The sequence below is a fragment of the Micromonospora sp. NPDC000668 genome, from assembly GCF_042897975.1.
GTDB lineage: Bacteria > Actinomycetota > Actinomycetes > Mycobacteriales > Micromonosporaceae > Micromonospora.
The window spans coordinates 838,989-861,280 of record NZ_JBIAYP010000002.1 but is presented as its reverse complement, the minus strand read 5'-3'; the positions used below and the strand labels follow the sequence as shown (position 1 = coordinate 861,280).

Below are 22,292 nucleotides of genomic sequence, written 5' to 3'. Positions count from 1 at the left end.
GCGCCTCGTGGGCGGGCGCACGAAAGTCCTGTCGGCGAAGCACCACACTCCTCGACCGACAGGAGGACCCATGTCCAGACGTACCCCCCGGCTCTTCGCCGCGACCCTCGCGGTCGCCGCACTCGCCCTCGGCGCCTGCGCCGAGAAGGCCGCCGACCAGCCGACCGCCGGCGCCAGTTCGGCGACCGTCGCCTACCCGGTGACGGTCGGCTCGCTGACCCTCGACAAGCGCCCCGAGAAGATCGTCTCGTTGTCGCCCACCGCCACCGAGATGCTCTTCGCGATCGGTGCCGGCCCGCAGGTGAGCGCGGTCGACGACCAGTCCAGCTACCCGGCCGACGCGCCCAAGAGCGACCTGTCCGGCTTCCAGCCCAACGCCGAGGCGATCGCCGGTAAGAGCCCCGACCTGGTGGTGCTCTCCGATGACCGAAACAAGATCGTCGAGCAGCTCGGCAAGCTGAAGATTCCGGTCTACCTGACTCCGGCGGCGACCACGCTGGACGACTCCTACCGGCAGATCACCGAGCTGGGCAGCCTGACCGGGCACGTCGACCAGGCCGCCGACGTCACCGGCCGGATGAAGGACGACATCGCCAAGCTGCTCAAGGACGTGCCGCAGCGCGCCGAGAAGCTCACCTACTTCCACGAGCTGGGCCCGGAGCTGTACAGCGCGACCAGCAAGACCTTCATCGGCTCGCTCTACAGCCAGGTCGGGCTGACCAACATCGCCGACCCGGCCGACGCCGACGGCAAGAGCGCCGGCTACCCGCAGCTCTCCCAGGAGTTCATCGTCAAGGCCAACCCGGACTTCGTCTTCCTGGCCGACTCCAAGTGCTGCCAGCAGAACGCCGACTCGGTCAAGGCGCGCAGCGGCTGGGCCGGGCTGACCGCGGTGAAGAACAACCAGGTGGTCGCACTGGACGACGACATCGCCTCCCGCTGGGGCCCGCGGATCGTGGACCTGCTGCGGGTCATCGTCGACGCGGTCGCCAAGGTGCCCGCGTGACCGTCGTCCGTCGATGACCGGGCCGTCACCGGCGGGTGCACCGGCAGCATCCACCCAGCCGGCCGGGACGCAGCCTCCGTCCCGGCCCGCCGGGCTGCCGTTCGGAGCCCGACCCGGTGGGCTGCCGTCTGGAACCCGGCCCGCCGGGCTGCGCAAGCGTTGGCTGGTCGCCGGCGTGTTCGCGGTGCTCGTCGCGCTGATCGCCGGGGTGTCCATCGGCCCGGTCAGCCTGCCGCCGGGCAGCGTCGCCGCCGAGCTGCTCAACCTGATCCCCGGGGTGCACCTGGACAGCGGGCTGACCGAGCGGGAAATCGCCATCGTCACCGAGCTGCGGCTGCCCCGGGTGGTGCTGGGTCTGCTCGTCGGCGGCCTCCTCGCCCTGGCCGGCGGCTGCTATCAGGGGGTTTTCCGCAACCCGCTGGCCGACCCGTACCTGCTCGGCGTTGCCGCCGGCGCCGGGCTGGCGGTCACCGCGGTGATCGCCCTCGGCGGCGCCGGTCGGCAGGGCTCGATCACCGGGCTGCCGGTGACCATCCCGCTGGCGGCCTTCGCCGGCTCGCTGGTCGCCGTGACGATGACCTACCTGCTCGGTGGTGCCGGCGGGCGGAGCCGCTCACCCGCGATGCTGATCCTGGCCGGGGTGGCGGTCTCCGCGTTCCTGTCCGCCGGGCAGACGTACCTGCTGCAACGGCACTCCGACAGCATCCAGCAGGTCTACTCCTGGCTGCTCGGTCGGCTGGCCACCGCGGGCTGGCACGACGTGCTGCTGGTGCTGCCGTACGCCGTGCTGACCACCGTGGTGGTGCTGCTGCACCGCCGCGAGCTGGACGTCCTCGCCGTCGGTGACGACGAGGCGAAGAGCCTCGGCCTGCACCCGCAGCGCTCCCGCTACCTGCTGATCGCCGCCGCCTCGCTGGGCACCGCCGCGGCGGTCTCCGCGACCGGCCTGATCGGCTTCGTCGGCATCATCGTGCCGCACACCGTCCGACTGCTCGCCGGGGCGAGCTACCGGGTGATCCTGCCGCTGTCGCTGCTGTTCGGCGCCGCGTTCCTGGCGCTGACCGACGTGGTGGCCCGCACCGCCGCCGCCCCGGCCGAGATCCCGATCGGGGTGGTCACCGCCCTGCTCGGCGGCCCGTTCTTCGTGCTCGTGCTACGTACCGCCCGGCGGGTGCTCACGTGAGCCCCGAGCCCACCGCCGGGTCGGCCGCTACCGGCTCGGCCGCTACTCGCCCTGCCGGCGCGGCCACCACCGGTCCGGCTGGCTCGGCCGGCGCGGCCACCACCGGCCAGGCTGGCCCGGCCGCCGCTGGCCCGGCCGCCGCTGGCCCGGCCGGCGCTGGCCCGGCCGGCGCTGCTGGCGTGCCGGCTGTCGAGGTCCGGGGGCTGCACGTCAGCCTGGACGGCACGCCGATCCTCACCGGCGTCGACCTCACGGTCGCGGCCGGCGAGTGGGTCACCGTGATCGGCCCGAACGGCGCCGGCAAGTCGACCCTGCTGCGCGCCGTCGGCGGGCTGCTGCCCGCGCCGGGGGCGATCACCCTGTTCGGTACGGCGAGCGCCGCACTGCGCCGCCGGGACCGCGCCCGGGTGGTGGCCACGGTGACGCAGTCCCCGGTGGTGCCGCCTGGCATGTCGGTGCTGGACTACGTGCTGCTTGGGCGCACCCCGTACATCCCGCCGCTGGGCCGGGAATCGGCCGCCGACGTGGACGCCGTGCACGAGGTGCTCGACCGGCTGGACCTCACCGGCTTCCACCGCCGGGAGTTGGCCACCCTCTCCGGGGGCGAACGCCAGCGGGTCTTCCTCGCCCGGGCACTGGCCCAGGGCGCGACGCTGCTGCTGCTCGACGAGCCGACCAGCGCGCTGGACATCGGTCACCAGCAGGACGTGCTGGAGCTGGTCGACCAGTTGCGCCGCGAGCACGGCCTGACCGTGCTCGCCACGATGCATGACCTCTCCCTGGCCGGCGAGTACGCCGACCGGATGGTGATGCTCGCCGACGGCCGGGTGGTGGCCGCCGGAACCCCCCGCGAGGTACTGACCGAGCACCTCCTCGCCACCCACTACCGGGCCAGCGTCCGCGTCGTCCCCGGCACCCACGGCCCTCTGGTAGTCCCCGTCCGCCCCCGCATGCCCTGACCCCCTCGCTCCAATCCCAGGGGAGGTGGCCAGGTCAGGGGCCTAGGTCGATGACGGAGAAGAGGGCGCCCTGGGGGTCGCGCAGGGCGGCGAACCGACCGGCCGGGTTGTCGCGGGGCGGGACCAGGATCGTCCCGCCCAGCTCGGCGGCGCGGGCCGCGGCGGCGTCCGCGTCGGCCACCGCGAAGTACACCGTCCAGTACGCCGGCAGGTCGGCCGGGAAATCGTCCGCGAACGGCGGCATCATCCCGGCGACGATCCGCGCCCCGAGCCGCCATCCGGTGTACGTCATCCCGCCGACCGGCTGGTCGTCGGGCTGCCAGCCGAACACCAGCTCGTAGAAGACCTTCGCGCCCTCCGGGTCCGGGGTGACCAGCTCGTTCCAGCTCATCGCGCCGGGCACGTTGAACACCTCGGCACCGGGCATGGCCTGCGGTTGCCAGACGCTGAAGGTGGCGCCCGCCGGGTCGGCGAAGACCGCCATCCGGCCCCGGTCGAAGACCTCGAACGGCGGCACGACGACCTGCCCGCCGGCCCGTTCCACCCGCCCGGCGACCAGCTCCGCGTCGTCGGTGGCGAGGTACGTCGACCAGATCGGCACCTGGTCCGGGATCGCCGGCGGCCCGGCGCCGGCCACCGGCTGTCCGTCGAGCAGGAAGACGGTGTAGCCACCCGCCTCGGGCTCCGGTGTCACCCGGCCGGTCCAGCCGAACAGCTCCGGGTAGAAGCGCCGGGCGTCGGTCAGGTCCGGGGTGGCCAGGTCGGCCCAGCAGGGCGTGCCCGGCGGGACGGTGCTCACGGTGAAGACCCCTCTCGGCCCGGGCGGCCACGACGGCCCCCTGCCGGAATCCTGGCACCGTCCCGCTGCGGCCCGGGGCGGAAACGGACGAATCGTCAGCTAAACCGGCGACCCTCGTCCCGCCGGTACGCCCATCCGGCGAGCGTGGCGAGCAGCACCACCCAGACGCCGAGCATGATCAGCGCCAGCGGCTGGACCGAATAGTCGCCGACCGCCGACCACATCAATTCGGCGGCGCCCCGGGTGGGCAGGAAGGGCGCGATCGTCTCGATGAACCCGGGTGCCTCGCCCGGTGCGGAGAGCAGGCCGCCGCCGAACGCGAGCGGCAGGAACACCACCTGCGCCACCACGATCGCCGCCTTGCTCGGCAGCGAGTAGCCGATGGCGAGCCCCATCAGCGTGAACGGCACCGAGATGACGGCCACGATGCCGGCGGTCAGCAGGAACGCCGCCGGGGTGATCTGGGCCGCGGTCAGCGTCGCGCCGATCACCACGACCGGGATCAGCGACAGGTACGTCAGCGCCAGGCCGGCCAGCACCCGGCCGGCGAACCGGGGCGCCGGCCCGGCCGGCAGGGTCCGGGTGTACGGATTCCACGGCTGGTCGCGGTCCTCGGCGACGCCGACGCCGTACTGAAAGATGTTGGCGCTCATCACCGAGAAGGTGACCATCGACGCGGTGGCGAAGGTGGCGCCGACCGAGTCTTCGCCGGCGAACGGCACCACGAAGAAGATCATGGCGGCGGCCGGGAAGAAGGCGCTGCCGAAGACGGCCACCGGAATCCGGATGATCTCCAGGAGCTGGTAGCGGGCGTGGACCAGGGCGAGCTGCACGGTGGACGCCTCCTCAGGCGGTGGTGGGTCGGCCGCCAGCGGTGGCGGTGGTGGCGGGCGGTTCCCCGGCAGCGGACTGCTTCCCGATGGCGGGCTGCTCTCCGGTGGGGACCTGCTCCCCGGCGGTGATGGCGAGGAACGCCTCCTCCAGCGAGGTGGGCCGGACCTCCAGGTCGGCGAAGGCGGTCCCGGCGGTGACCAGCGCCCGGACCAGCTGGTCGGCGTCGGTGGTGAGCAGGTGCAGCCGACCGTCGATCCGTTCGGTGCGGACCACCCCGGGCAGCTCGGGCAGCTCGTCGGCGACCAGGCTGACCCGGCGCACGCCGACGATGCCGCGGACCGCGTCCACCGTGTCGTCGGCGAGCACCCGGCCCTGCCCGATCACCACCACCCGGCGGGCCAGGGCCTCCACCTCTTCCAGATAGTGGCTGCTCAGCAGGACCGTGCCGCCGTCATCGTGGAACGCCCGGATCGCGTCCCACAGGGTGTGCCGGGCGGCCACGTCCAGGCCGGTGGTCGGCTCGTCGAGCAGCACCAGCCGGGGCCGGCCCACGAACGCCAGCGCCACCGCCAGCCGCCGGCGCTGCCCGCCGGAGAGGCCGCCGGTCTGCCGCCGGGCGAGGTCGCCCAGACCGAAGCGGTCGAGCAGTTCACCCCGGGGCACCGGATCCGGGTAGTGCGCGGAGACGAAGTCGACGACCTCGCCGACGCGCAGCGTGCCCGGCAGGCCGGTCTCCTGCGGGGTGACCCCGATCTGTCGCCGGGACGCCGGGTCGCGGGGGTCACCGCCGAACAGCTCGACCCGCCCCGAGCTGGGCCGACGTAGACCGACCAGCAGGTTCATCAGGGTGCTCTTGCCGGCGCCGTTGGGGCCGAGCAGGCCCACCAGCTCACCGGCTCGGACTTCCAGGTCGACGCGGTCGAGGGCCAGGACATCGCCGTACCGGCGGCTGGCCTGGTCGGCGCGGGCGAGGGTCATGACTGCTCCTTCGACGGGGTGGGGTCGAGCGAGGTGGGGTCGAGTAGGGCGCGGACGGCCTCGGTGTACTCCTCGAATGCCAGCCGGCCCCGCCTGCTGAGTCGGATCAGGGTGGCCGGGGTACGTCCACGGTGGGTCTTGCTGACCTCGACGTAGCCGGCGTCCTCAAGCTTGCGCAGGTGCACGGAGAGGTTGCCGGCGGTCATCGTGAGCAGCTCCTGCAATCGGGGGAAGGCGATCCGGTCGCCGTCGCCGAGCGCGGAGAGGGTGGCGACCACCCGCAGCCGGGCCTGCGCGTGGATCACCGGGTCCAGCTCGGTCACGACCGGCGCCGCTGTCGCAGCGAGCTGATCGCGCCGACGACCAGGATCCCGCCACCGCCGGCCACCGCCAGCACCAGCGCATGCCAGCCCGGCCCGGCGAACGTACCGGCCACGTTGATCACGCTGATCCAGACGCCGAGCCGGAACAGGTCCCGGTCCAGCCAGATGGCTCCGCCGGCCATGTGCAGCGCACCGGTCAGCCCGACGGCGGTCGCCGACCAGAGCAGTGCCGCCTGGTCGTGTGGCAGGTGGTCGACGACCCGGCCGAGCACCGCGAACACGCTCACGGAACCCAGGGCCCAGGCGCAGCCGTACCAGCGCCCGCGCCGGGCGGAGTCGCCGCTGAGCTGGCCGTACGCCCGCGCGCTGGCGACCGCCTGGACCGCCGCGGCGGCCACCAGCAGGCCGAAGAGGGCGGTCACCGGCAGCCAGTCCGGTAGCCGGACCAGCACCCGACCGTCGGGTGCGAAGCGCAGGAAGAACAGCCCGAAACCGACCAACCAGGCGACACCCCATGGCCAGTAGAGCATTCGGGCGTCCGGCTCGAGCCGGCGTGCCGTCGCCACCCGTTGCTCCCGGATGAGGTGGAGCGCTGCCGCGGCGTCGGCGGGTGGTGGATCGTCGTCGTCGAGGTTCACGCAAACTACTTTAAACCACAAAGTCAATCCCACAAGACCTGGACGCCTCCGCCCGGGATGTCGGTAGCAGCACAGAGTGCCTATGGTGGGGGCTGCGGCGGCTGACTCGTCGCACAGGACACAGGGGAGGGTCCGTGTCGAGCCCGAGCAATCAGCTGGAGGTCCAGCCGGAGGCCTTGACGGCATTCGCCGCGGCGTCAAACGACCGGGCGGCCCGCTTTCGCGAGCTGCATCGCTCGTTCGGCGACGGGCACGTGTCGCGGCACGCCTTCGGGGTGATGCCGGCGTCCTTCAGCCTCGCTGCCACGTACGCCGAGCAGTTTGAAGCGTGCCTGCAGGGGCTCGCCGACGGCGCCGAGGTGATGGCGGACATCGCCGAAGGGCTGAGCGACACCGCCGAGGCCTACACCGGCACCGACGTGGCCAGCACCGATCTGTTCGTGCCCGGCCGCCCGGCCGCTCCCGACGTCATCGCGCCCGGCCCCTGGTCGCCCGGCACCGGTGGCCCGAGTGGACAGGTGCAGGCGTGAGTACGGAGGCGTTGCAGCGCAACAAGACCTACTTCGAGCAGATCGTGTCGGGCACCCCCGACCCGTTCAAGCCGCTGTCCAACGCGGTGCTCTGGCCCTTCGAGCAGCTGCTCGAACTGGTCGCCGGCGAGCCGGACGAACTGATGAACGCCGCCCAGCTCTGCCTGACCACCGGCGAGGCGGTCCGCGCGATCGCTGGCGAGCAGATCCAGGACCGGGCCCGGCTGCGGGGTGCCTGGTCGGGTGATGCCGCCGAGAGCTTCCACGCCTCGATGGACTCGGTGGAGGAGGCGATCGAGGAGTTGGCCCGCGGGTTGGACGGCACCAAGGAGGTGCTGGTCGACGCGGCCAACGCGGCGGTCGACGCGTTCAACCTGCTGGTCGAGCTGATCCTCGAGTTCCTGCTCTGGTTCCTCACCGAGGTGATCATCGCGGCGGTGGCGGCAGCGCTCAGCGCCGGCATCTCGCTCGCGGCGACGGTCGTCCGGGTGCTGGCCCGGCTCGCCACCACGGTCGGCCGGATGGTCAAGATCGTCGCGCGGTTCGCCGAGATCCTGACGAAGCTGGCCACCAAGATGCAGAAGGTCGCCGAGCTGCTGATGAAGTACCGCCGGGCGGTGCTGGAGATCCGCAAGGCCAAGAAGGCGTACCGGATGTGGAACAAGTCCGGGTGGTCGGCCGAGGCCAGGGCGTTCCAGCTCGAGAAGTTCAAGACTCTCTTCCCGGGCAAGTTCCTGATCAACCAGGCGTCCCCGGTGAACATCCCTGGCTTCGGCGGAGCCCTCATGGACACCGGAGTCGGGCTGCACGACATCTCCGACGGCACCAAGGACCGCAACTACCTGGTGGACGGCACGTACCGCGAGGATATGGGCCCGTACACCAAGGGCGTGCAGAATGTCTTCGACTCCATCCTGACCTGAGAGGGACCGCCATGACCTTTCCCGGTCTGGACCGCATCGAGGCGCTGGCCCGCAACCTGGACGGCTGGCAGCGCGAGCTGGCCAGCAAGATGACCGAGCTCGAAGAGAGCAGCGCCGAGGGCGTGAGCGACTCCGGCCTGGTCCGGGTCACCGCCGCGGCGGACGGCACGATCGTGTCGTCCGAGATCAACGCCAGGGCGATGCGCCTCGACTCGTTCACCCTGGCCGAGGAGTTCACCGCCGCGGCCAGCCGCGCCCAGGCCGCGGCCGCCGCCCGGGTACGCGAACTGGTCGGCGAGGTGATCGGCGACGCTCCCGACGCCGGCCGACCGGCCGCCGACCGGTACTGAGCCGATGGCGGACATCAGCTACCAGGAACGGCTGACCCAGCTGGTCGAGCCGGGGGAACAGGTGCTCGCCGTCGCGAAGACGGAGATCGCCCAGGGCGTCCTGCCAGCCGACCCACCGCAAGCGGAGCAGCCGGGATCCTCCGGCGCCGGTGGTGGCGGAGGTGTCTCCGGGGCGCTGCTCAACCTGCTCTCGCCGCTGTTCTCCTTCCCGGCGGGGGATCGGATCGTCGACCGAGTCACCCACGGGGTGGCCGGCCGGGGAGCGCCCGGCTCGTCCGCCTCCACCCTGCAACACGCCCGGCGGCCGGTGCCCCCGGCCACGACGCTCAACGACACCGTCCTCGCCGTCACCGACCGGCGGTTGCTCGTGTGCGCGTCCGGGCCGACGAAGCTCTGGTCGAGCCAGGCCGACGACGAGCGGGCGGTGGCCGAGACCCGGGTCGTCTGGTCGGTGCCCCGGACGGCGGTGGCCGACGCCCGGGTGGGCTGGCACCGGCTCAACCCGAAGCGCCTCCGGATCGAGTTCACCGACGGCTCCTGGCTGGCCTTCACGGTGCCGATCGCCGAGTCGGGCAAGCCGCTGCGCGAGATCGCCTCAGCTCTCTCCGGTCGCTGACCCGGTCAGGAGCGGCGCGGGCAGCGGCTCGTGGTGCAGCACCGCGAGCCGCGACACCGCCCGGGTGAGCACCACGTACAGCCGGTGCAGCCCGCGTGGCTCGGCCGCGACGATCGCGGCCGGCTCGACCACCACCACGTGGTCGTACTCCAGGCCCTTGACCAGCGTCGCGGGCACCACGGTGACCCGCGCCAGGTCGGCCACGTCGTCGGCGGTCGCGGTCGGGACGCCGACGGCGGCCAGCGCCGCGCGCAGCCCGTCGACCGCGTCGTCCGCGGCGATCACGCCGACCGAGCCGTCGTGCGCGAGCGCCGCGCGCACCTCGGCCACCGTCGCCGCGGTCAGGTCGGTCACGGTACGCACGTCCAGGCCGCCATCGTGGCGCAGCGACTCTGCCGGGGGTACGTCCACCGCGAGCGCCGGCAGCAGTTGATTGGCGAACGCGACCACCGCGGCGGGCACCCGGAAGCCGATCGTCAGTGGCACCACCACGGCGTCCGGCTTGCCCAGGTGGGCCAGGGACTCCCGCCAGTCGGTCGCCGCCCACGGTGCGGTGCCCTGAGCGAGGTCACCGAGGAGGGTGACCGAGCCGTGCTCGCTACGTCGGGCGATGGCCCGGCACTGCATCGGGGAGAGGTCCTGCGCCTCGTCCACCACCACGTGCCCGAACCCGGAGGGTCGCTCCAGCAGCCCGGCCGCCTCGTCGACCAGCACCGCGTCGGCGGCGGTCCAACGGGTCGCCTTCGCGGTACGGGCCGGCTTCGCCCAGACCAGCAGCGACTGCTCGGCGTCGCTGAGCAGCCCGTCCGACGCGCCGGCGAGCCGGGCCGGGTCGGCCAGCAGGCCGTGCACCAGCCCTTCGGGGGTGAGCGCCGGCCAGACCGCGTCCAGGAAGTCGGCCACCTGTCGGCACCGGCCCATCCGGCGCAGCCAGGCGTCGCTGGGCGACTCCGCCCGGCGTGCCTCGGCCTGCCGTTGCAGCAGGCTCACCACTCGCGCCCGGACCCGCTCCCGGCCGGTGCCGTACGGCAGCCCCTCCCGACGGGTCTCCTCGACAATCCGGTGCAGCGGCTCCAGGCCGATCCGCCACCGGAACGAGCCGTCCGACACGGTGATCGGCTCGGTCGGCGTACCGATCTGTGCCTGCACCGCACGGCGCAGCACACTGGCCATCCGCACGTCGTGCTTGAGTGCGGCGACCGCCGACGGCTCGACCGCCCGGACCGGCACCCGGGAGATCAGCTCCTCCACCGTGGCCTGCTCGACCTCGACCTCGCCCAGCGCCGGCAGCACCGCCGCGATGTACGACAGGAACGCCCGGTTCGGCCCGACGATCAGCACACCCGCCCGCCGCAACCGCTCCCGGTGCAGGTAGAGCAGGTACGCGGCCCGGTGCAGACCGACGGCGGTCTTCCCGGTGCCCGGCGCGCCCTGCACGCAGATCGAGTCGGCCAGGTCGGCCCGGACCAGTTCGTCCTGCTCCGGCTGGATGGTGGCGACGATGTCCCGCATCGGCCCCACGCGCGGCCGCTCGATCTCGGCCGTGAGGATCCGGCTCGTCGTGCCCAGCTCCTCACCCCGGTCCAGCCGCTCATCCTCGAAGCTGGTCAACACCCCGTTGCTGAACCCGAATCGGCGTCGGACCGCCACTCCCTGCGGATCCCGAGCACTGGCCCGGTAGAACGACCGCGAAACCGGTGCCCGCCAGTCCAGCACCAACGGCTCGCCCAGCTCATCACTGACATGCCGCCGCCCCACGTGATAGCGCCGGCCGTCATGATCGCTGCCGCTGCCGCTGCCGCTGCCGCTGCCGCTGCCGCTGCCGCTGCCGCTGCCGCTGCCGGTCGTGCCTGATCCGGCGTTCTCGATCGCGTCCGGGGCTGGGCCGCTGTCCGCCGTTGTTCTGGTCGTGGTCGTGCCATCAGGGGTCCCGCTGTCCGTGGTCCCGCCGAAGTCGAGGCGGCCGAAGAAGAGTGGCGTGGTCGGGTCGTCGGCCAGCTCGGCCACCCGGCGGGCCAGCGTGCGGCCGAGCGTCTCCGCGGCGTAGGCGTCGCCGGCCACCTGGTCACCCGTGGCGAAGAGGGCCTCGGCCCGCTCGCGCATCCTTCGCAGCGCCGCCCGTGAGGTGGCGAGGTGTGCGCGCTCGGCGGCCAGATCCGTGTCGAGGTGGGTGTCGAGGTCAAGTGCGGGCATGCTGACGTCCCATCGTTCACATCTGCTGCGCGCTCGCGTGTCCGGGGGCGGATGGCCGGCCACCCGGCGCGGGGACGTCCGTTCCGGTGCAGCTCACCTCGGCCGTCAAGCGGGCTGCAACCCTACGCTCCCACGCCCGACCCTTCCACCGAATTACCGAAGCGACCACCCGATGGAGACGGCGTGGCGTGGCGCCCCGGCGGTGTGGCGGCGGCGTGGCGCCCGGGCGGTGCGGCAGTGGTGTGGCGTGGCGCTTACGGCGACCGGCCTGAGGGCGACGTGGTGGGCGCGCGCGACGTGGAGACGCGGCGCGGCGACGGGGTGCTCGCCCCCGGACTGAGAAGCGTTGCGGAGGTTGGTGCTTCCTCGGCGTCAGCAGCGCCGGTGGTAGAGGTTGCGGCGCGGGGTGCGGAGCGGGTCAAGCCAGCTGGGCGGGAGGAAGTCGGCCTGGCCGTCCGCCGCGATGCGGACCGTCCAGTCGCCCTGATGGAGGAGTCGGTGGTGGTGGCCGCAGAGCAGGACGGCGTTGCCCAGCGCCGTTGCCCCGCCGTCGGCCCAGTGCTGGAGGTGGTGGCCGTCGCACCAGCGGGATGGCCGATCGCAGCCTGGGAAGGCGCAGCCCCCGTCGCGCAGCACCAGTGCCCGGCGCAACGGGCCGGTGAAGAGTCGGCGCTGACGCCCTACGTCCAGCACCTGACTGTTGCCGCCCAGCACGGCCGGCAGCACGGCGGCGTCGCAGGCGAGGCGGCGTACCGCGCCCGGCGTCAGTTGTGCCCCGGTCTCCAGTGCGCCAGCGCGGATGCCGTTGACCAGCGCGTCCAGGGAGACGGTCACCACGAGCTGTGGTCGGTCGCCGCCGCTGTCCGGCAGGTGGCCGGTGCGCAGCGCCAGCCGACAGATTTCGCCGAGCGCGTCCGCCCGGCGCTGACCGGGACTGCGGTCGTCGTGCGCGCCGGCCGGTGCGCAGAGCGGCCCGATCGCCTCGCGGAGCAGGCTGGCGGTCTCGGTGTCGAGGCTCCCGCTGAGGCGTACCTGCCCATCCTGCTGCTCGGAGAGGGTGACGTGCCGGCGGGCCTCGGCGCGGTCGGCGGCCCGTTCGAGGGCCGCCAGCTCGGCCTGGTCGGCCAGATCCGGTGCGACGTGCGTGAGCACGCGTTCCCCGAGACGGCGCAGGATCGCCGGGTCGAACCGGTCGGCCCAGGCGACCAGCAGCTGGGTGGCCTTGTCGGCCACCTCCGGCCCCGCTTCGGCCGGAAGGGCCGCGATCGTCTCCGCGAGCACCCGGCCCTGCTCCACGGTGATGGCGCCCGTCCGCATCGCATCGCGCACCGCCGACGGCGCGGCGTCGACGGCAGCCGCGAGCTCGACCAGCTGGCGGGCGGATCGACCGGAGAGCCGGAGTCGCTCCCGGAGCCAGACGGCGGTGGACGAGGCGCCGCGGGCGACCGCCAGGCCGCGGGCGTCCAGCTCGCGCACCAGCCCCAGCTGGACGGTGGCCAGCCGCTGCGCCACCGCGTGCGTCGCGTCCAGTGATGCCAGCAACTCGTCGTCGGAGAGCGCCCACGGGGCGACGTCGGCGCAGTCGTCGACGGCCCCGCCGGCCTGCTCCAACGCCCTCAACATGAAGCCACATCAGAACAGGCGTACGACAATTTCCCGAGCCTTCGGTGGCGGGGCGTGCCCCGGCCGGTCGCCGCACCTGCAGGTCTGCTGACTGCTGGGTCTGCCGCGGACCCCGCCCACGCTGAGCCAGTGCAGGTGCAGCACGGTCATGCGGTTAGAGGGTCGGCGCGCGCGGTCGCCATCAACGCCGCAGCGGTCGTCTACCTGTCCGCTGCCGAGGGGTCCGGCACACCTGACGCCCGGCCCTGTCCGCTGCTGGACAGGTCCGGCACCGCCCGATGCCTGGCGCGTGCTGCCGTCCCGCCGGTGGCAGCACGGATGGCGGAGCGGAACTGCGTAGCCCGGGGGGTGATGGCGGGTCGCGCGGATGGCCGGGATCATGGGGCCATGACCGAGGCCCGTCCCGAGTCGCGTCGGATGACGATCAGTGACCCGCAGGTGATGCGGGCGCTGGCCCATCCGGCCCGAATCGCGATCATGGAGTACCTGAGCAGTCGGGAAGGTGGTGGGACCGCCACCGAGCTCGCGGAGATCGCCGGGCTGTCGCCGAGTGCGACCAGCTACCACGTGCGAGCGTTGGCGAAGTTCGGCCTGGTCGAGCAGGCGCCGAGCCGGGGTGACGCGCGGGAGCGGGTGTGGCGCGCGGTCAGCCCCAGCGTCATGTTCGACGCGGGCCGTGCGGCCGGGCCGGAGGCACGCGCGGCCGAGCAGGCGTTGGTCGAGGCGCATGTGGCCCGCGACATGGAGCGGACCCGGGACTGGTTGCGCCGCGCCGGGAGCGAGCCGCCCGAGTGGTACGAGGTGGCGCTGTTCAGCGACGCGCTGCTGCTGCTCACCGCGGAGGAGATGGCCGGGGTGAACGAGGCGGTCTCGGCGCTGCTGGAGCCGTACCGCCAGCGCCGGCGCCGGGCCGATCCGCCGGCGGGTGCGCGGACCGTCTCGGTGCAGTACCACGTGGTGCCGCTGCCATAGGGGTTGTGCCAACCAGTTGTGAAGGATTATTTTCGAAGTATGTCCTTCACAACTGTCGAGTCGCGCTGGCCGGACGTCTGGCTCGCCGCCACAGCGCGGGGCACCACGATCTGCGGCGACTTCCTCGCCGCCACCGCCCTCGCGCTGGCCCTGCAGGGCGCCGGAGCCGGCGGGCTCGCCGTGTCAGGGCTGCTGCTCGCGGCGACCCTGCCCCTGGTGGTGCTCGCCCCGCTCGCCGGCCGGCTCGCTGACCGGGTGGACAGCCGCACTCTGCTGGTGACCGTCGGGCTGGCCCAGGCCGCGATCTGCGTGCTGCTCGCCCTCGCCGACCACCCGGTCCTGGTGGTCGGGCTCGTCACGCTGCTCGCGTGCGGGCTCGCGGTGACTCAGCCCTGCCTGGCGGCGCTGCTGCCGGCGATGGTCCGCCCCGACGACCTGCCGCGGGCGAGCGCGATCAGCCAGACCGCTGTCTCCCTCGGGGCGCTCGGCGGGCCGGTGCTGGCCGGGCTGCTGGTGGGGCAGTTCGGCACCCGCGTACCGCTGCTGCTGGACGCCGCGACCTACCTGGCACTGGTGGTCGCCGGCCTGCTGCTGCGGACCCGGCGCGGTGGTCGGCGGATCGCCGCCGCCCCGGCCAACCCATCCGTGACAGCCCTCGGCTGGCGGCTGCGCCGGGACCCGCTGATGCTCGTCATGGTGGTCAGTACCGCCGTGGTGATCGCGGCGATCGGCGGTATCAACGTGGTCGAGGTCTTCTTCATCCGGGAGACCCTGAGCGGCTCGCCCACCACCTACGGGCTGGTCAGTGCCGCCTGGATGGCTGGCATGCTGCCCGGTGGCTGGCTGGCCGCCCGGCTCGCCAACCGGCTCACCGACGACGCTGCGCTGGTCCGTGGGGTGCTGGCCACGCTGGCCGGTTGCAGCCTCATGGTGCTGTTCGGCGCGATGGTGCCGGCGGCCAGCCTGCTGGTGCCGCTCTGGCTGGTAGCGGGCGCGGCCAACGGCGGCGAGAACGTCTTTGCCAACCTGCTCACCGCTCGCCGGGTGCCGGAGGCGATGCGCGCTCGGGCGTACGCGAGCTACGGCGCGGCGGTGCAGGGAGGCTCGATGGCCGGTTTCCTGATCGGCGGTGCGCTGCTGACGGCCGTCCCGCCCCGACCGCTGATCGCCGCCGCCGGCCTGGCCGGGCTCCTGGTGGTGCTGGTCTTCGTGCCGGTGGTCGCCCGGGCGGTACGCCGCCCGTCGCCGGACGACCCGGGCGGACGGCAACACCAGCGGTCGGCGGGGGCGGATGCGGGGTTGGCCACTTCGGGCCGGCCCGCCGAGCCGGCGCCAGAGGCCGGGGATACGGTCGGGTCATGGCTGAGCGCATCGCACGTCCACGGGTCGGGCACATCCAGTTCCTGAACTGCCTGCCGATCTACTGGGGCCTGATGCGCTCCGGTGCCCTGCTCGACGTCGACCTGCAGAAGGATTCGCCGGACCGGTTGAGCGCCGCGCTGGTGGCCGGCGACCTGGACATCGGCCCGATCACGCTCGTGGAGTACCTGAAGCACACCGACGAGTTGCTGCTCCTGCCGGACCTGGCGGTGGGCAGCGACGGGCCGGTGCTGTCGGTCAACGTTGTTTCCACGAAGCCCCTCGCCGAGCTGGACGGCGCCCGGGTGGCGCTCGGCTCCACCTCGCGGACCGGGGTGCTGCTGGCCCAGTTGCTGCTCGCCGAGAAGTACAACGTTCGTCCCGACTACTTCCGCTGCCCGCCGGACCTGACCCAGATGCTGCTGGAGGCCGACGCCGGGGTGCTGATCGGGGACGTGGCGCTGCGGGCGTTGTACGAGGCGCCGCAGCGGGGTCTCACGGTCACCGACCTCGGGCAGGCGTGGCGTGAGTGGACCGGGCTGCCGATGGTCTTCGCGGTCTGGGCGGTTCGCCGCGACTTCGCCGCCGCCCATCCAGGGCTGGTCAAGGAGGTGCACGAGGCGTTCCTGCGCTCGCGTGACCTCTGCCTGGCCGAGCTGGACCAGGTCGCCGAGGCGGCGGCCCGGTGGGAGACGTTCGACGCCGCGACGCTGGCCACGTACTTCCGGACCCTGGACTTCTCGCTGGGCGACCGGCAGGTCGCCGGGCTGCGGGAGTTCGCCCGCCGCGCCGCCGCGCACGGCGTGGTCCCGGAACTGCCGGCCGGTGGCCCGGAGTTCTTCGCCGGCTGAGCCTCAGGGCGCAGGCCGCCAGCCGGGACGGTCGACCGAGCCGGCTGGCGGTCCGGACGCCGGGCGGCGTCAGACGCTGGGCGGGCGGGTCAGACGTTGGGGCGGAGCAGCGCCTCGGTGATCTTCTCGCAGTTCTTCATGCCGTAGTCGTAGCCCATGTTGATCGGGTACTGGACCATCACGCCCATCGTCCAGGTGTCGCCGATGGCCAGGCAGTTGATGTGCATCTCCTGCTCCTTGGTCCGGTCGATCCACCCGTTCTTGATGGCGATCTGCTTCTGCTCGGCGGCGGGGAACGCCTTGCGGATGCCGAAGTCACCGGCGCCGCGGACCAGCTTCATCTCGTTGAGCAGCCACTTGGTCCATTCCGGCCCGGCGGCGGTGCCGGTGGCGATGCAGTTGCCCAGTCGGGCGGTGTCCCGGGGGGAGAGCGCCGTCCGGCTCCAGCCGCCGTCGGGGGCGACACTGCTGTCGGTCAGTTTGCACATGGAGAGCAGTCGCCGGATCGAGGCGTCCCGGCCGACCGAGTTGTAGAACTGCTCGGCCCTGGTGTTGTCGCTGTCCCGGATGATCCGCGTGGCGTCGGCGAGCTTCGCGTCGCTCGGCGTCTGCCCGGCGTCGTCGGCGCGACGCAGGTAGTCGGCGACGATCCAGGCCTTGATCATCGAGGCGGTGGTGCTGGTCTCGTTCATGTTCTTCGAGCCGATGATCTTTCCGGTGCGGCGGTCGAGCACGCTCCAGGAATACCAGCCCTCGATGTCCAGCTTGAGGTCCTTGGCCTGGAACGGCAGCGGCTCCAGCGACGGGCTGGGGCTCGGTTCCGGGGCCGGCTGGCGGGCGCTGCGGTCGGAGGGAGTGCCGGTGGACCGGTCACTGGTCGTCGTGCCGGAGTCGCCCCAGCGGGCGGCGGAGGTCGACTCGAACGGCGACCCCGGTAGCAGCCGCAGCGAAACCAGCACCAGCCCGATCAGGACGACCGCGATCGCGACCAGCCGCAGCGGGGAGGCATCACCGCCGCGTCGCCGGTCCGCCCGACGGTTGCCGGCCATCAGAGCTTTCCGACCGGCTGCTGCGGCACCTTGAGCGCGGCGCCGGGCTGCGGGGTGACGAGTTGAGTGGCCACGCTGGCGCAGACCTGAGCGCCGTAGTCCAGCCCGTTCTTGATGGGGTAACGCAGCATCACCGCGAGGCTCCACTTGTCGTTGACGGCGAGGCAGTTCACGTGCCAGTTGCCGTCGTAGTAGAGCTGCGTCCAGCCGTTCTTGATGCTGACCGGGCCCTGGGCGGTGATCGACTTCGGCAGGCCGTTGATGATCCCCCAGCGACCGCCGCCGGACTTGAGCTTCTGGTCCTTGGCCGCGGTGGTGCCCTGAACCTTGCTCATCTCGCTGAGCACCCACTTGGTCCACTTCGGGCCGGCCGCCTTGCCGTCGGCGATGCAGTCGCCGAGCCGGACGGCGTCCCGGGGGGACATCCGGGTGAAGCTCCAGTAGCCCTCGTACTTGGCCACGTTGCCGCGCTTGGTGTCGGTCAGACCGCAGATGCTGATCGCCCGCTTGATCACCGGCCCCGGCTGGCCGCCCGCCGGCACGGAGTACGAGCCGCCGGCGGCCTTGTAGACCATGTTGGCCGCGTCGTCGTTGCTGTCCCGGATGGCGGAGCTGGCGGCTTTCTTGAGCGCCGCGGTCGGCTCCTTGTCGCCGAGTTGGCGCAGGTAGTCGGAGACGATCCACGCCTTGATCATCGACTCGGTCGAGCTGGTCGCGGTCATGTTCGGCGACCCGGAGATCTTGCCCGTCTCCCGGTCCAGCAGGGCCCACGAGTAGAAGTCGCCCTTGAAGTTCACCGATACCGGGCCAGCCGCCAGCGTGGGCGGTGGCGGTGGGGTGGGTGAGGGCGCGGCGACACTCCCGCCGCCACCGGCGCCTGCACTGCCGTCGTTGCCAGCGAGCCGCGCGTACGCAGCGGGAACCAGCAGAACGCCACCGAGCAGGACCGCCACGACGGCGAGCACCATGGTCACGCGAGATCGCATGAGTTGGGTGAGCTCCAGATGTCAGGGCCGGGGGGACCGGCTTGTTTCCCGGGATGACCGGTGCGATCGCCGAGGCCGGGGGAGGTGGCCTCTGTGGAGACAACGATTCTGGGCAGCCGATCGTGTGACCGGCAGAAGTCTACTTCCGGACCGGCCGACCACCAGAGTTCGACGCCTGCCAACATGCAATAAAGGCGGGATATCGAGACGGTATGCGTCTTCTAGGAGGATTCATCTTCGTCCAGTGAGCCAAGTCATAGCCGGGCCGATTGCGCTGCGTGCGGAAATACCGCCCATCCGTGACCGAACGTGACTCGGGTTTCCTGTTACACCCCCTAGTGCATCGAGGCGCAAGCTGTAACACTTGTCCTCATGTATGGCAACGACTTCTCCGCCCCGGACGACGCAACCGGCGGCGGCCTGCTCGGCGAGGTCGAGGCGGCCGAGGCGGAGCTGCGCGCCGCCGCCGCCCGTCAGCGGCGCGGCGGCCCCGCGCCGGACGAGGACCTGGCGGCGTACTTCGCCGAGGTGGTCGGCGCGGAGCAGAAGATCGAGCCACGGGACTGGATGCCGGAGGCGTACCGCAAGACGCTGATCCGGCAGATCGCCCAGCACGCCCACTCCGAGATCATCGGCATGCAGCCGGAGGGAAACTGGATCAGCCGGGCGCCGTCGCTCAAGCGCAAGGCGATCCTGCTGGCCAAGGTGCAGGACGAGGCGGGCCACGGTCTCTACCTCTACGCCGCCGCCGAGACCCTCGGCATCAGCCGTGACGAGCTGGTCCGGCTGCTGCTCGACGGGCGGCAGAAGTACAGCTCGATCTTCAACTACCCCACCCTCTCCTGGGCTGACATGGGCGCGATCGGCTGGCTGGTGGACGGCGCGGCGATCGTCAACCAGGTGCCCCTGTGCCGCTGCTCCTACGGCCCGTACGCCCGAGCGATGATCCGGGTCTGCAAGGAGGAGTCGTTCCACCAGCGCCAGGGCTACGAGATCCTGCACACCCTGGCGCACGGCACCCCCGCGCAGCAGGCGATGGCCCAGGACGCGGTGGACCGCTGGTGGTACCCGTCGCTGGCCATGTTCGGCCCGCCGGACGGCGACTCCACGCACTCCGCGAAGTCGATGGCCTGGAAGATCAAGCGCTTCTCGAACGACGATCTGCGCCAGCGCTTCGTGGACATGTGCGTCCAGCAGGCGGAGATCCTCGGGTTGCGCATCCCCGATGACGACCTGCGCTGGAACGAGGAGCGGCAGGCGTACGACTACACCCAGCCGGACTACGACGAGCTGATGCGGGTGATCTCCGGCGACGGGCCGTGCAACCGGGAGCGGATGGCACACCGGAGGGCCGCGCACACCGACGGTGCGTGGGTGCGCGAGGCCGCCGCGGCGTACGCCGCCAAGCGGGCCGAGCAGAAGGAGAAGGTGGCGGCGTGAGCGAGCGAACCAGCATGGAGCAGACCCCACTGTGGGAGGTCTTCGTGCGGGCCCGGCGCGGGCTGTCGCACACCCACGTCGGCAGCCTGCACGCCCCCGACGCCGAGCTGGCCCTGCGCAACGCCCGGGACCTCTACACCCGGCGGCAGGAGGGCGTGTCGATCTGGGTGGTGCCGGCCGGCGCGATCACGGCGTCCAGCCCGGACGAGAAGGACGCCTTCTTCGACCCGGCCGCCGACAAGGTCTACCGCCACCCCACCTTCTATGAGGTACCGGACGGGGTGGCTCACCTGTGAACGGTCCCGTCGAATTCACCCTCGCCCTCGGCGACGACGCGTTGGTCGCCGCGCAACGGCTGGCCGAGTGGACCACTCGCGCGCCGGAGATGGAAGAGGACGTCGCGCTGACCAACATCGCCCTCGACCAGCTCGGCGCGGCCCGCCTGCTGCTGTCGTACGCGGGCGAGCTGGAGGGCGCCGGCCGGGACGAGGACGCGCTGGCGTACCTGCGCGACGACCGCGAGTTCCGCAACGCCCTGCTGGTCGAGCTGCCCAACGGCGACTTCGCGGTGACCATGGCGAAGCTGTTCTTCCTCGCGGCGTACCAACTGCCGCTGTACACCGCCCTGGCCGGGTGCCCGGACGAACGGCTGGCCGCGATCGGTGCGAAGGCCCGCAAGGAGTCGGCGTACCACCTGGACCACGGCGCACTGTGGGTGAAGCGTCTCGGCGACGGCACCGAGGAGTCGCACCGCCGGATGCAGGCGGCCGTCGACCAGGTCTGGCCGTACACGCACGAGCTGTTCGCCGCCGATCCCGCGGCACCGGTCGACCCGGCCACGCTGCGGGAGGCGTTCGACGACACCGTCGGCCCGGTGCTGGCCGAGGCGACGCTCACCCGGCCCGAGAGCCGCTGGGCGCCGGCCGGCGGGCGGACGGGCGTGCACACCGAGCATCTGGCGTACCTGCTCGCCGAGATGCAGGTGCTGCACCGCGCGCACCCCGGAGCGACGTGGTGAGTACACGGCAGAGCCCTGCAGTGGTGGACGGCGCCCGTGGGTCGACCGACCCGAGGACGGCTGCGGCGAGCGTGGTGGATCCGGAGATCCGGGTGATCACCATCGACGAGCTGGGCATCCTGCGCGCGGTCGAGGAAGATCCGGTCAGCGGCCGGGTCACCGTCACCATCACCCCGACGTACACCGGCTGCCCGGCGATGGACGTGATCCGGGCCGACATCCGCCGCGCGCTGGCCGTCGCCGGCCATCCGGACGCCGAGGTCCGCACGGTCTACAGCCCACCGTGGAGCACCGACTGGATCTCCGACGATGGGCGGGCCAAGCTCGCCGCCGCCGGGATCGCCCCACCGGCCCCGGTGCCCGCCGCCGGTGTGGTGCCGCTGACCCTCGCGGTCCGCTGCCCGCACTGCGGCTCGCCGGAGACCGAGCAGGTCAGCCGGTTCGGCTCCACGGCGTGCAAGGCGCTGTGGCGCTGCCGCTCCTGCGCCGAACCCTTCGACCACCTGAAGGCGCTGTGACAGTCACCATCACCCGACCGGTCCGCCGCCGGCCGGTCTTCCACCCGCTGCAGGTCGGCGCCGTCGACCGGCTCACCGACGACTCCGTGGCGGTCACCTTCGCCGTACCCGAGGAATTGCGAGAGGCCTTCGCGTTCCGCGCGGGCCAGCACCTCACCGTGCGACGGGTGACCGAGGACGGCACGGACGTACGCCGGTCGTACTCCATCTGCTCGACCCCCGACGACCTGGCCCGGCGCGGCCGACTGCGGATCGGGGTACGGGAGATTCCCGGCGGCGCCTTCTCGGCCTTCGCCTGCGGCGCGCTGCGCGGCGGCGACACGGTCGAGGTGCTGCCGCCGTTGGGCACGTTCACGACGGCCTTCGTGCCGGACCGGGTGCGGCACTACGGCGCGGTCGTCGCCGGCTCCGGCATCACCCCGGTGCTCGGGCTGGTCGCGACCGCCCTGGCCGTCGAGCCGGCCAGCACCTTCACCCTGGTGTACGGCAACCGCACGGCGAACACGGTGATGTTCGCCGAGGAGTTGGCCGACCTGAAGGACCGCTATCCCACCCGGTTGCACCTGGTGCACGTGCTCTCCCGCGAGCAGGGCGAGTCACCGCTGCTCTCCGGGCGGATCGACACCGAGCGGCTGAGCCGGTTGCTGAGCACGATCGTCCCGGGGGACGCCATCGAGGAGTGGTTCCTCTGCGGCCCGTACGGCATGGTGGTCGACGTCCGGGACGTGCTGACCGCGCGCGGGCTGCCCGAGTCGGCGGTGCACACCGAGCTGTTCCACGTCGACGCGCCGCCGGAGCCGGTGCGCCGTCCGGTGGACCCGACAGTTGCCGGGGCCGAGGTCACCATCGTGCTGGACGGCCGGTCGTCGAGCTTCACCATGGGCCGCGAGGAGCGGGTGCTGGACGCCGCACTGAAGGTCCGCAGTGAGCTGCCGTACGCCTGCAAGGGTGGCGTCTGCTCGACCTGCAAGGCGAAGGTCGTCGACGGTGCGGTCACGATGGCCCGCAACTACGCCCTGGAGCCCGACGAGCTGGCGGCGGGCTACGTCCTGACCTGCCAGTCCAGCCCGACCACCGACAAGCTCACGGTGGACTACGACGCGTGAAGGCGTCGGATGGCCGGCAGTTCGTCGGGTTCCGCGCG

General features: G+C 72.4%; 25 protein-coding genes. 15 read left to right on the top strand and 10 right to left on the bottom strand.

What is annotated here, in order from left to right:
* Window positions 1-70: 70 nt before the first annotated feature.
* The 3 genes from ACFY29_RS13485 (at window position 71) to ACFY29_RS13475 (ending at window position 3,148) form a co-directional block, all read left to right on the top strand.
* Window positions 71-1,006 carry an ABC transporter substrate-binding protein gene (locus ACFY29_RS13485; protein ID WP_386985762.1) on the top strand — a complete coding sequence of 312 codons (936 nt, stop codon included), beginning with the start codon at window positions 71-73 and terminating at the stop codon, window positions 1,004-1,006.
* A 13-nt stretch (window positions 1,007-1,019) separates the two neighbouring features.
* Window positions 1,020-2,189: a FecCD family ABC transporter permease gene (locus ACFY29_RS13480; RefSeq protein ID WP_386985760.1), complete on the top strand. Its 1,170-nt coding sequence runs from the start codon at window positions 1,020-1,022 to the stop codon at window positions 2,187-2,189.
* A 179-nt stretch (window positions 2,190-2,368) separates the two neighbouring features.
* Window positions 2,369-3,148, top strand: coding sequence for an ABC transporter ATP-binding protein (locus ACFY29_RS13475; RefSeq protein WP_386986733.1), 780 nt, complete (start codon window positions 2,369-2,371; stop codon window positions 3,146-3,148).
* Between the two features lie 34 nt (window positions 3,149-3,182).
* Here ACFY29_RS13475 and ACFY29_RS13470 read toward each other — a convergent pair whose 3' ends face one another.
* From ACFY29_RS13470 to ACFY29_RS13450, 5 genes are all read right to left on the bottom strand, one after another.
* Window positions 3,183-3,947, bottom strand: coding sequence for a VOC family protein (locus ACFY29_RS13470; RefSeq protein ID WP_328422569.1), 765 nt, complete (start codon window positions 3,945-3,947; stop codon window positions 3,183-3,185).
* A gap of 95 nt (window positions 3,948-4,042) precedes the next feature.
* The gene (locus tag ACFY29_RS13465) at window positions 4,043-4,780 is read right to left on the bottom strand and encodes an ABC transporter permease (RefSeq protein ID WP_355600689.1); all 738 of its coding nucleotides are present in this window, start codon (window positions 4,778-4,780) and stop codon (window positions 4,043-4,045) included.
* Between the two features lie 13 nt (window positions 4,781-4,793).
* On the bottom strand, window positions 4,794-5,759 hold the full coding sequence (locus ACFY29_RS13460; RefSeq protein WP_386985757.1) for an ABC transporter ATP-binding protein: 966 nt from the start codon (window positions 5,757-5,759) through the stop codon (window positions 4,794-4,796).
* Complete coding sequence (locus tag ACFY29_RS13455) at window positions 5,756-6,082, bottom strand: transcriptional regulator (RefSeq protein WP_386985755.1); 327 nt, start codon at window positions 6,080-6,082, stop codon at window positions 5,756-5,758. Before ACFY29_RS13455 ends, ACFY29_RS13460 begins: the two co-directional genes overlap by 4 nt.
* Entirely contained in the window at window positions 6,079-6,720 is a 642-nt protein-coding gene (locus tag ACFY29_RS13450; RefSeq protein WP_386985753.1) for a transporter, read from the bottom strand. Before ACFY29_RS13450 ends, ACFY29_RS13455 begins: the two co-directional genes overlap by 4 nt.
* Window positions 6,721-6,854: 134 nt before the next feature.
* On the opposite strand from ACFY29_RS13450, the gene ACFY29_RS13445 reads away from it, so the two are divergent.
* From ACFY29_RS13445 to ACFY29_RS13430, 4 genes are read left to right on the top strand one after another with little or no spacing between them, the layout of a single operon-like run.
* A complete protein-coding gene (locus ACFY29_RS13445; RefSeq protein ID WP_386985751.1) occupies window positions 6,855-7,250 on the top strand; it encodes a type VII secretion target in 396 nt (131 codons plus the stop codon).
* Complete coding sequence (locus tag ACFY29_RS13440; RefSeq protein ID WP_328422581.1) at window positions 7,247-8,173, top strand: WXG100 family type VII secretion target; 927 nt, start codon at window positions 7,247-7,249, stop codon at window positions 8,171-8,173. The genes ACFY29_RS13445 and ACFY29_RS13440 overlap by 4 nt, the downstream gene beginning before the upstream one ends.
* Before the next feature lie 11 nt (window positions 8,174-8,184).
* Window positions 8,185-8,523 carry a YbaB/EbfC family nucleoid-associated protein gene (locus ACFY29_RS13435; RefSeq protein ID WP_328422583.1) on the top strand — a complete coding sequence of 113 codons (339 nt, stop codon included), beginning with the start codon at window positions 8,185-8,187 and terminating at the stop codon, window positions 8,521-8,523.
* Between the two features lie 4 nt (window positions 8,524-8,527).
* Complete coding sequence (locus tag ACFY29_RS13430) at window positions 8,528-9,139, top strand: hypothetical protein (RefSeq protein ID WP_386985748.1); 612 nt, start codon at window positions 8,528-8,530, stop codon at window positions 9,137-9,139.
* Here ACFY29_RS13430 and ACFY29_RS13425 read toward each other — a convergent pair.
* The 3 genes from ACFY29_RS13425 to ACFY29_RS13415 all read right to left on the bottom strand — a co-directional run bounded on the left by ACFY29_RS13425 (window position 9,119) and on the right by ACFY29_RS13415 (window position 13,105).
* Window positions 9,119-11,332 (bottom strand): HelD family protein, encoded by a 2,214-nt coding sequence (locus tag ACFY29_RS13425; RefSeq protein WP_386985746.1) that lies wholly within the window; start codon window positions 11,330-11,332, stop codon window positions 9,119-9,121. The two genes, ACFY29_RS13430 and ACFY29_RS13425, sit on opposite strands and share 21 nt — an antisense overlap.
* A 372-nt stretch (window positions 11,333-11,704) precedes the next feature.
* A complete protein-coding gene (locus tag ACFY29_RS13420) occupies window positions 11,705-12,955 on the bottom strand; it encodes a DUF222 domain-containing protein (RefSeq protein ID WP_386985744.1) in 1,251 nt (416 codons plus the stop codon).
* A 9-nt stretch (window positions 12,956-12,964) separates the two neighbouring features.
* Window positions 12,965-13,105 carry a hypothetical protein gene (locus ACFY29_RS13415; RefSeq protein WP_386985742.1) on the bottom strand — a complete coding sequence of 47 codons (141 nt, stop codon included), beginning with the start codon at window positions 13,103-13,105 and terminating at the stop codon, window positions 12,965-12,967.
* A 237-nt stretch (window positions 13,106-13,342) separates the two neighbouring features.
* Here ACFY29_RS13415 and ACFY29_RS13410 point away from each other — a divergent pair, with 237 nt between their 5' ends.
* Genes ACFY29_RS13410 through ACFY29_RS13400 form a run of 3 tightly spaced genes read left to right on the top strand, consistent with a single transcriptional unit; the run spans window position 13,343 to window position 16,137 of the window.
* Entirely contained in the window at window positions 13,343-13,927 is a 585-nt protein-coding gene (locus tag ACFY29_RS13410) for a winged helix-turn-helix domain-containing protein (RefSeq protein ID WP_328422591.1), read from the top strand.
* Between the two features lie 39 nt (window positions 13,928-13,966).
* On the top strand, window positions 13,967-15,334 hold the full coding sequence (locus ACFY29_RS13405) for an MFS transporter (RefSeq protein ID WP_386985740.1): 1,368 nt from the start codon (window positions 13,967-13,969) through the stop codon (window positions 15,332-15,334).
* Window positions 15,286-16,137 carry a menaquinone biosynthesis protein gene (locus tag ACFY29_RS13400; protein WP_328422595.1) on the top strand — a complete coding sequence of 284 codons (852 nt, stop codon included), beginning with the start codon at window positions 15,286-15,288 and terminating at the stop codon, window positions 16,135-16,137. Before ACFY29_RS13405 ends, ACFY29_RS13400 begins: the two co-directional genes overlap by 49 nt.
* 89 nt (window positions 16,138-16,226) lie before the next feature.
* Here ACFY29_RS13400 and ACFY29_RS13395 read toward each other — a convergent pair whose 3' ends face one another.
* Window positions 16,227-17,186, bottom strand: a complete 960-nt coding sequence (locus ACFY29_RS13395) for a hypothetical protein (RefSeq protein WP_328422597.1) — start codon at window positions 17,184-17,186, stop codon at window positions 16,227-16,229.
* Window positions 17,186-18,172, bottom strand: a complete 987-nt coding sequence (locus ACFY29_RS13390; protein WP_386985737.1) for a hypothetical protein — start codon at window positions 18,170-18,172, stop codon at window positions 17,186-17,188. Before ACFY29_RS13390 ends, ACFY29_RS13395 begins: the two co-directional genes overlap by 1 nt.
* 372 nt (window positions 18,173-18,544) lie before the next feature.
* Here ACFY29_RS13390 and paaA point away from each other — a divergent pair, with 372 nt between their 5' ends.
* Genes paaA through paaE form a run of 5 tightly spaced genes read left to right on the top strand, consistent with a single transcriptional unit; the run spans window position 18,545 to window position 22,254 of the window.
* Window positions 18,545-19,612: a 1,2-phenylacetyl-CoA epoxidase subunit PaaA gene (paaA, locus tag ACFY29_RS13385; RefSeq protein ID WP_328422601.1), complete on the top strand. Its 1,068-nt coding sequence runs from the start codon at window positions 18,545-18,547 to the stop codon at window positions 19,610-19,612.
* A gap of 14 nt (window positions 19,613-19,626) precedes the next feature.
* On the top strand, window positions 19,627-19,908 hold the full coding sequence (paaB, locus tag ACFY29_RS13380; RefSeq protein ID WP_121655474.1) for a 1,2-phenylacetyl-CoA epoxidase subunit PaaB: 282 nt from the start codon (window positions 19,627-19,629) through the stop codon (window positions 19,906-19,908).
* Window positions 19,905-20,630 carry a 1,2-phenylacetyl-CoA epoxidase subunit PaaC gene (gene paaC, locus ACFY29_RS13375; protein WP_386985734.1) on the top strand — a complete coding sequence of 242 codons (726 nt, stop codon included), beginning with the start codon at window positions 19,905-19,907 and terminating at the stop codon, window positions 20,628-20,630. The genes paaB and paaC overlap by 4 nt, the downstream gene beginning before the upstream one ends.
* A gap of 23 nt (window positions 20,631-20,653) precedes the next feature.
* Window positions 20,654-21,148 (top strand): 1,2-phenylacetyl-CoA epoxidase subunit PaaD, encoded by a 495-nt coding sequence (gene paaD / locus ACFY29_RS13370; RefSeq protein WP_386986729.1) that lies wholly within the window; start codon window positions 20,654-20,656, stop codon window positions 21,146-21,148.
* The gene (gene paaE / locus ACFY29_RS13365) at window positions 21,145-22,254 is read left to right on the top strand and encodes a 1,2-phenylacetyl-CoA epoxidase subunit PaaE (RefSeq protein WP_386985732.1); all 1,110 of its coding nucleotides are present in this window, start codon (window positions 21,145-21,147) and stop codon (window positions 22,252-22,254) included. The genes paaD and paaE overlap by 4 nt, the downstream gene beginning before the upstream one ends.
* Window positions 22,255-22,292: the final 38 nt, after the last annotated feature.

Coding starts and splice junctions, on each gene's coding strand:
- ACFY29_RS13400 (WP_328422595.1), top strand. CDS start 15,286: ATGGCTGAGCGCATCGCACGTCCACGGGTCGGGCACATCCAGTTCCTG.
- ACFY29_RS13410 (WP_328422591.1), top strand. CDS start 13,343: ATGACCGAGGCCCGTCCCGAGTCGCGTCGGATGACGATCAGTGACCCG.
- paaB (WP_121655474.1), top strand. CDS start 19,627: ATGGAGCAGACCCCACTGTGGGAGGTCTTCGTGCGGGCCCGGCGCGGG.
- ACFY29_RS13405 (WP_386985740.1), top strand. CDS start 13,967: ATGTCCTTCACAACTGTCGAGTCGCGCTGGCCGGACGTCTGGCTCGCC.
- ACFY29_RS13460 (WP_386985757.1), bottom strand. CDS start 5,759: ATGACCCTCGCCCGCGCCGACCAGGCCAGCCGCCGGTACGGCGATGTC.
- ACFY29_RS13425 (WP_386985746.1), bottom strand. CDS start 11,332: ATGCCCGCACTTGACCTCGACACCCACCTCGACACGGATCTGGCCGCC.
- ACFY29_RS13420 (WP_386985744.1), bottom strand. CDS start 12,955: ATGTTGAGGGCGTTGGAGCAGGCCGGCGGGGCCGTCGACGACTGCGCC.
- ACFY29_RS13435 (WP_328422583.1), top strand. CDS start 8,185: ATGACCTTTCCCGGTCTGGACCGCATCGAGGCGCTGGCCCGCAACCTG.
- ACFY29_RS13485 (WP_386985762.1), top strand. CDS start 71: ATGTCCAGACGTACCCCCCGGCTCTTCGCCGCGACCCTCGCGGTCGCC.
- ACFY29_RS13395 (WP_328422597.1), bottom strand. CDS start 17,186: ATGGCCGGCAACCGTCGGGCGGACCGGCGACGCGGCGGTGATGCCTCC.
- ACFY29_RS13480 (WP_386985760.1), top strand. CDS start 1,020: ATGACCGGGCCGTCACCGGCGGGTGCACCGGCAGCATCCACCCAGCCG.
- paaA (WP_328422601.1), top strand. CDS start 18,545: ATGTATGGCAACGACTTCTCCGCCCCGGACGACGCAACCGGCGGCGGC.
- ACFY29_RS13415 (WP_386985742.1), bottom strand. CDS start 13,105: ATGACCGTGCTGCACCTGCACTGGCTCAGCGTGGGCGGGGTCCGCGGC.
- ACFY29_RS13430 (WP_386985748.1), top strand. CDS start 8,528: ATGGCGGACATCAGCTACCAGGAACGGCTGACCCAGCTGGTCGAGCCG.
- ACFY29_RS13390 (WP_386985737.1), bottom strand. CDS start 18,172: ATGCGATCTCGCGTGACCATGGTGCTCGCCGTCGTGGCGGTCCTGCTC.